The organism is Mesorhizobium sp. M7A.F.Ca.CA.004.04.2.1, assembly GCF_004022825.1.
Lineage (GTDB): Bacteria > Pseudomonadota > Alphaproteobacteria > Rhizobiales > Rhizobiaceae > Mesorhizobium.
Map to the genome: position 1 here is coordinate 1 of NZ_RZPH01000334.1, position 5,579 is coordinate 5,579.

10 protein-coding genes are annotated in these 5,579 nt (G+C 62.4%); 7 read left to right on the forward strand and 3 right to left on the reverse strand.

The genetic code is table 11. The features are described 5' to 3' along the window. From EN893_RS16355 to EN893_RS16375, 5 genes are all read left to right on the forward strand, one after another. On the forward strand, window positions 1-400 hold a 400-nt coding region (locus EN893_RS16355; protein ID WP_245490846.1), incomplete at its 5' end, for a helix-hairpin-helix domain-containing protein. A gap of 97 nt (window positions 401-497) precedes the next feature. After that, on the forward strand, window positions 498-1,094 hold the full coding sequence (gene pgsA, locus EN893_RS16360) for a CDP-diacylglycerol--glycerol-3-phosphate 3-phosphatidyltransferase (protein ID WP_023673449.1): 597 nt from the start codon (window positions 498-500) through the stop codon (window positions 1,092-1,094). A 1-nt stretch (window position 1,095) separates the two neighbouring features. Beyond that, window positions 1,096-1,353 (forward strand): molybdopterin converting factor subunit 1, encoded by a 258-nt coding sequence (gene moaD / locus EN893_RS16365; protein WP_127267618.1) that lies wholly within the window; start codon window positions 1,096-1,098, stop codon window positions 1,351-1,353. A gap of 1 nt (window position 1,354) precedes the next feature. Beyond that, complete coding sequence (locus tag EN893_RS16370; protein WP_127267617.1) at window positions 1,355-1,831, forward strand: molybdenum cofactor biosynthesis protein MoaE; 477 nt, start codon at window positions 1,355-1,357, stop codon at window positions 1,829-1,831. 110 nt (window positions 1,832-1,941) lie between these two features. Then, window positions 1,942-2,706 carry a YbaY family lipoprotein gene (locus EN893_RS16375; RefSeq protein ID WP_127267616.1) on the forward strand — a complete coding sequence of 255 codons (765 nt, stop codon included), beginning with the start codon at window positions 1,942-1,944 and terminating at the stop codon, window positions 2,704-2,706. Window positions 2,707-2,770: 64 nt separating this feature from the next. Here EN893_RS16375 and ndk read toward each other — a convergent pair whose 3' ends face one another. Next, complete coding sequence (gene ndk, locus EN893_RS16380; RefSeq protein WP_013532476.1) at window positions 2,771-3,193, reverse strand: nucleoside-diphosphate kinase; 423 nt, start codon at window positions 3,191-3,193, stop codon at window positions 2,771-2,773. Between the two features lie 372 nt (window positions 3,194-3,565). Here ndk and EN893_RS16385 point away from each other — a divergent pair, with 372 nt between their 5' ends. Continuing rightward, entirely contained in the window at window positions 3,566-3,823 is a 258-nt protein-coding gene (locus tag EN893_RS16385) for a DUF2934 domain-containing protein (protein WP_127267615.1), read from the forward strand. A gap of 16 nt (window positions 3,824-3,839) precedes the next feature. On the opposite strand, the gene EN893_RS16390 is transcribed toward EN893_RS16385, so the two are convergent. Next, window positions 3,840-4,532, reverse strand: coding sequence for a glutathione S-transferase family protein (locus tag EN893_RS16390; protein WP_127267614.1), 693 nt, complete (start codon window positions 4,530-4,532; stop codon window positions 3,840-3,842). 59 nt (window positions 4,533-4,591) lie between these two features. Here EN893_RS16390 and EN893_RS16395 point away from each other — a divergent pair, with 59 nt between their 5' ends. Further along, complete coding sequence (locus EN893_RS16395; protein ID WP_013532473.1) at window positions 4,592-5,104, forward strand: DinB family protein; 513 nt, start codon at window positions 4,592-4,594, stop codon at window positions 5,102-5,104. Window positions 5,105-5,214: 110 nt separating this feature from the next. Here EN893_RS16395 and EN893_RS16400 read toward each other — a convergent pair. Next, window positions 5,215-5,579: LysR substrate-binding domain-containing protein (locus tag EN893_RS16400; protein WP_245490847.1), on the reverse strand; the 365-nt coding region annotated here is incomplete at its 5' end.

The window sequence follows — 5,579 nt, forward strand, 5'->3', positions numbered from 1 at the left end:
GCGCAAGATCCTCGCCGATCTCGGCATCGAGGACCGGGTGGTGGCCATCGGCATCGCCAAGGGCCAGGACCGCGATGCCGGCCGTGAGCGTTTCTTCGTCAAAGGCAGGGACTCGTTTTCGCTGCCGGTTCGCGATCCCGTGCTCTATTTCGTCCAGCGCCTGCGCGACGAGGTCCACCGTTTCGCCATCGGTTCGCATCGGGCGCGCCGCAAGAAGGAGATGGTCAAGAGCCCGCTCGACGAGATCAGCGGCATCGGTCCCGGCCGCAAGCGGGCATTGCTGCTGGCATTCGGCACCGCCAAGGCGGTCAGCCGCGCCGCCATCGAGGATCTGCGGAAAGTCGACGGAATTTCCGAACAGGTGGCGAAACTGGTCTACAATCACTTCCACGAGAGTTGAAAAATCCGGCACTTTCATCTGGCCTGTCGAATCTGGCCTGTTGACCCCCTACATTCGCATCTGATTTGAGTAGGCAGGCAGAAAGAGTTTCCCAGACATGGCCAAGCGCGCGTTCAACCTGCCCAATATGCTCACCTACGCCCGCATCGTCGCGGTGCCGCTGGTGGTGCTGTGCTTTTTTCTCGAAGGACATCTGAAGTCGAGCGACTTTGCCCGCTGGTCGGCGCTGATCATCTTCCTGCTCGCCTCGATCACCGATTATCTGGACGGCTATCTGGCACGCGCCTGGCAGCAGACCTCCAACATCGGCAAGATGCTCGACCCGATCGCCGACAAGCTGCTGGTCGCCACATGCCTGCTGCTGCTGGCCGCCGATACCGATCGCCATGCGGGCATTGCCGGCTGGTCGTTGTGGGCGGCGATCATCATCCTGTGCCGTGAAATCCTGGTTTCGGGCCTGCGCGAGTATCTGGCGGCGCTGAAAGTCTCGGTGCCGGTGACGCAGTTGGCAAAATGGAAAACCGCGATCCAGATGGTCGCCATAGCGTTCCTCTTGGCCGGACCGGCCGGCGACAAGATCTTTCCGCTGACCACGCAGACCGGGCTGGTTCTGCTGTGGATCGCGGCGTTGGTCACGCTCTACACCGGCTACGATTATTTCCGCGCCGGCCTCAAGCACATCATGGACGAGTGAGATGACGACACGGCTCATCTATTTTGCCTGGGTGCGCGAACGCATCGGCATGGCTGAGGAGGATGTCGACCTGCCTGCGGGCATCGAGACGGTGACCGATCTCCTGCGCTGGCTGAAATCGCGCGGCGATGGCTACGAGCACGCTCTGCAATATCCCGACGTGATCCGCGTCGCCATCAACCAGGAACATGTCGAGCACCGCGAGAAGATCGCGGGCGCCCGCGAAATCGCGCTGTTCCCGCCGATGACCGGGGGCTGACATGAGCGGCGCGGTCTTGCCTGTCGTGCGCATTCAGCGCCAGGATTTTGACGTCGCCGCCGAGATCGCCAGACTGACGCAAGGCCGCGCCGATATCGGCGCCGTGGTGACCTTCTCCGGCCTTTGCCGCGACGAGCAGGGCGCGCTCTCAGCGCTCGAGCTCGAACACTACCCCGGCATGGCCGAAGCGGAAATCGCCCGCATCGCTGTTGAAGCGGTCGAGCGTTGGCCATTGCAGGGGCTCACCGCCATCCACCGCCACGGGAAGATCGCGCCCGGCGAGAACATCGTGCTGGTGGTGGCAGCCTCGGCGCATCGCCATGCGGCGTTCGAGGCGGCGAATTTTCTGATGGACTATCTCAAATCGCGCGCGCCTTTCTGGAAGAAGGAGCATCGGGCTGACGGCTCGGAGGGTGGCTGGGTCGAGGCCAAGGAAGCCGATGCAAACGCCGCGCAACGCTGGTATCAGTCCGAATAAGATCCGCCGCAGCCATGCATTGACCGCAATCCTTTGGCCAATTGGCGGGATTGGTCAGCCTCGGCATTGGCAGCCCGGGGCATTGGCAGCCCGGGGTGAGGGAGATGGTCATGCTGGACAGGATCGCGGAGTTCTTGATCTTCGGTTTCGTGCCTCTGGTCGTCGGCATATTGGCCGTTCCGGAGCAGTCTGTTGCCGCTGAAAGGGCCGTGAGAGGCGAGGTGATCTATCGCGAGCGCATTGCCTTGCCGCCCAGTGCCGTGCTCTCCGTCCAGCTGGCGGACGTGTCGCTGGCCGACGCGCCGGCCACCATCATCGGTGAGCAGCAAGTAAAGCCGGCAGGCCAGGTGCCGATCAGCTTCGAGATCAAATTCGACCCTTCGGTCATCCGGTCGCAGATGACTTACGCGTTGCAAGCCCGCATCACCGTCGACGACAAGCTGCTGTTCATCTCCGATATGCGCCATCAGGTCGATCCGTTGGCCGACGTGCCGCAGACCATCATGCTGAAGATGGTCACCCCGAGTGCCGAGCCGACGGCTTCCGTCTTCGACCAGCTCTGGCTGGTCGACTATATCGACGGCATCGGCGCTATTAGTGCCCCGCAAGCGACGTTCAGGGTCAGCGGGGCCGGCAAGGCGGGCGGCAGCGGCCCCTGCAACACCTATTTCGCCACCGCCAAACTCGATGGCCAAACGATCGCGATCAGGGACATCGGCTCGACCTACAAGGCCTGTGCGCCCGAGGTGATGGCCGAGGAAAAGGCGCTGTTCGATGCGTTGGCCAAGGCGGCGTCATACCGTGTCGATGCCGGAAAGCTCATCATTGTCGACAAGGATGGCCGCGAGATCCTGCGCTTCAGCGCGGCAAGCTGACCCCGACGAAGAAGGCCGGCGAAACGCCGGCCTTTTCACGTAATCCAAGGTCTGGATTATCGGCTCAGCCGACGATCTCGGTGTCCGAGAACCAGTACTTGATCTCTTCTGCCGCGGTCTCCGGCGCGTCGGAGCCGTGCACCGAGTTTTCGCCGATCGACAGCGCGTGAACCTTGCGGATGGTACCTTCGGCGGCGTTGGCCGGGTTGGTGGCGCCCATCACTTCGCGGTTCCTGGCAATGGCGTTCTCGCCTTCCAGCACCTGGACGACGGTCGGTGCCGACGACATGAATTCAACCAGTTCGCCGAAGAAGGGGCGGTCCTTGTGGACGGCATAGAAGCCTTCCGCTTCGCGGCGGCTCATCCAGACCCGGCGCGAGGCGATGACGCGCAGGCCTGCCTCTTCCAGCATCCTGGTGATGGCACCAGTGAGATTGCGCCGGGTTGCGTCCGGCTTGATCATGGAAAATGTGCGTTCGAGCGCCATGGGTCGTCCTTGTCTGAGAATGGAATTGAGAGTGGCGGGCTCTATACAAGCCGCCCGGCCCATTGCCAAGGGGTGAGGCCAAAGGGGTGAGGCCAAAGGGGTGAGGGATGGTCCGCGAAGCGGACGGAAAGCCAATTGCTTGGCTTTCCGAGCGACGAACGGTGAAAGCCCGGTCCGCCTTCGGGCGGATTGAAAGGTCCAGTGGACCTTTCAAAGGGTTTGAACGCCCGAAGGGCAGGGAGCGATAGCGAAGGGCAGGCCGCTGCGCTTTTCTGTGCTCCCGAAGCCGAGATCAGACGGCTACACAGCAACGCGTTGCTTGCTATACTCGCGTGTCGGCGCCGCGCTGAGGTCGGGCCGTATGGAGACACCATGACCATGACAGACGATCGTCAGGAACGCATTCGCAACCGTGCGCACCAGATCTGGCTGCAAGAGGGCCAGCCGGCTGGACATCATGAGCGCCATTGGCATCAGGCGGCCGCCGATGTCGACCAGGAGGACGCCACGGGCAAGTCGGCAGCCAAAAAGCCAACCAGGAAGGCAGCTGGCGCAGGCAAGGCAAAGGCCGCCCCCAAGGAGGCAAAGGCTGCCACGAAGGCCGGCAAGCCAAAGAAGGCGGCCAAGTAAGTACTGCTTTACGGCGTCAAGCCGCGGCGGCGACCTTTCGTCCCAGACCGCCATGCAGGTCGAGGCAGCGGGCGAACCACTGCGCCACCACGTCGCCGTCGTCGAGCAGTTGGTAGGGCGAGGCTATGCGCGCCCATTGCAGGGCGCCGAAGACAATATAGTCGCTGAACAGCGGCGACGCGCCGCCGATGAATGGCTGATGGAAGAGCGTCGAGCGCAATGGCTCCAGCGAGGCTCTGAAATTGCCGAGCCCGGCCTCCCTGGCGGCCATCACCTCCTCCAGCTGTTTGCCAAGACGCTGCTCCCGGCTCTGGCGGAAATAGACGGCGTTTTCCGCGTCCTGCATGGCATGGAGGTCCATGATGGCCGCGGTGGTCACGTAGGGATGAATGGTCACTTGCGACCAGCGTTCGACGAAGCGCGCCATCGCCTTGCCGCCTTCACCGCCAAACAGCGTCGGCCGGTCCGGATAGGCCTCATCGAGATAGAGCGCGATATCGAAGGAATCCGCGAGGACTGTCTCGCCGTCGCGGATCACCGGAACGGTTTTCGAAACGCCGCCCTCGACAGCAGGCACCTCGAGAAAGCGCGTCGGTACGGTTGATATGTCGAGCCCCTTGTGGGCAAGCGCCATCACCACCTTCCAACAATGCGGGCTGAACGGACGTGTGGTGTCGCGTCCGACGAGATCATAGAGCAGAATGGTCATTGGCGGCGGCGTTCCTGCGGGTTAGGTAGGCCCCGCATCGACGTGAGCCGAGGGAAGCCATGAGACAGCATTTCATGATGTTTGCGGCCTATAATCAATGGGCCAACGGTCGCATCTATGATGCCGCCGCCGAACTCGATGATGAGGAATTCAACCGCGATGTCGGCGCCTTCTTCGGCTCGATGATGGGCACGCTCAACCACCTTTTGACGGCCGACCGGATCTGGATGAAGCGCTTCACCGGCGAGGGCGACGCGCCGACGACACTGGATGCCATCCTGCATCGGGGGTTGACCGGCCTGCGGGCGGCGCGTGAAGCCGAGGACAGGAGGATCATCGATTGGGTCGGCGGCCTCAATGACAAGGCGTTGACGGGCCGCTTCACCTACATGACCGTTTCGGACATGCGCACCGTCTCGCAAAGGCTGGCGCCGGCGCTGGATCATGTCTTCAACCACCAGACCCACCATCGCGGCCAGGCGCATACGATCCTGACCATCCTGGGACGGCCAAGCCTGGGGTTGGACCTGATGCTTTTTCAGCGGACCGAGGAGGGCAGAGCTTTCGCCTGATTCGGTGCCGTCCGAAGGTCGAAGAGCTTGCGCCTACTATCGCTGCATTTTGTGCTGCAGCATTGTCTTTGCATCAGAATTAGCCGGCACACCGGATACTTGCCCGAGATTCAGGCGGCCGTCGAAGCCTCGCCCCTGATTTCGCTGTCCAGTTGGCACTGCGTCAGAGCCGCTTCCGCCATCACCCACTGCTTGAACAACTGGACCTTGCGTGCGGCAAGGCCTCTCAGCGGGGAAACAAAATACCAACCAGCCGTGTTCGGGTGGTGGACGGCGAAGGGAGCCACCAGCCTTTCGGCGCGGATGTCGCTGGCCATATAGGCACGGTTGGCCACCGCAAAGCCCATCCCGGAATTGGCTGCCTCGTAGGACATCATGCACGAGTCGAAATAGATGCTCTTGGTCTCGCTGAGCACGAAGCTGGCGCCGGCGAAACCAAGCCAGGATTGCCAATTCTGGGTGCAGGTGTCGGAAT

Coding starts and splice junctions, on each gene's coding strand:
- pgsA (WP_023673449.1), top strand. CDS start 498: ATGGCCAAGCGCGCGTTCAACCTGCCCAATATGCTCACCTACGCCCGC.
- moaD (WP_127267618.1), top strand. CDS start 1,096: ATGACGACACGGCTCATCTATTTTGCCTGGGTGCGCGAACGCATCGGC.
- EN893_RS16370 (WP_127267617.1), top strand. CDS start 1,355: ATGAGCGGCGCGGTCTTGCCTGTCGTGCGCATTCAGCGCCAGGATTTT.
- EN893_RS16375 (WP_127267616.1), top strand. CDS start 1,942: ATGCTGGACAGGATCGCGGAGTTCTTGATCTTCGGTTTCGTGCCTCTG.
- ndk (WP_013532476.1), bottom strand. CDS start 3,193: ATGGCGCTCGAACGCACATTTTCCATGATCAAGCCGGACGCAACCCGG.
- EN893_RS16385 (WP_127267615.1), top strand. CDS start 3,566: ATGACCATGACAGACGATCGTCAGGAACGCATTCGCAACCGTGCGCAC.
- EN893_RS16390 (WP_127267614.1), bottom strand. CDS start 4,532: ATGACCATTCTGCTCTATGATCTCGTCGGACGCGACACCACACGTCCG.
- EN893_RS16395 (WP_013532473.1), top strand. CDS start 4,592: ATGAGACAGCATTTCATGATGTTTGCGGCCTATAATCAATGGGCCAAC.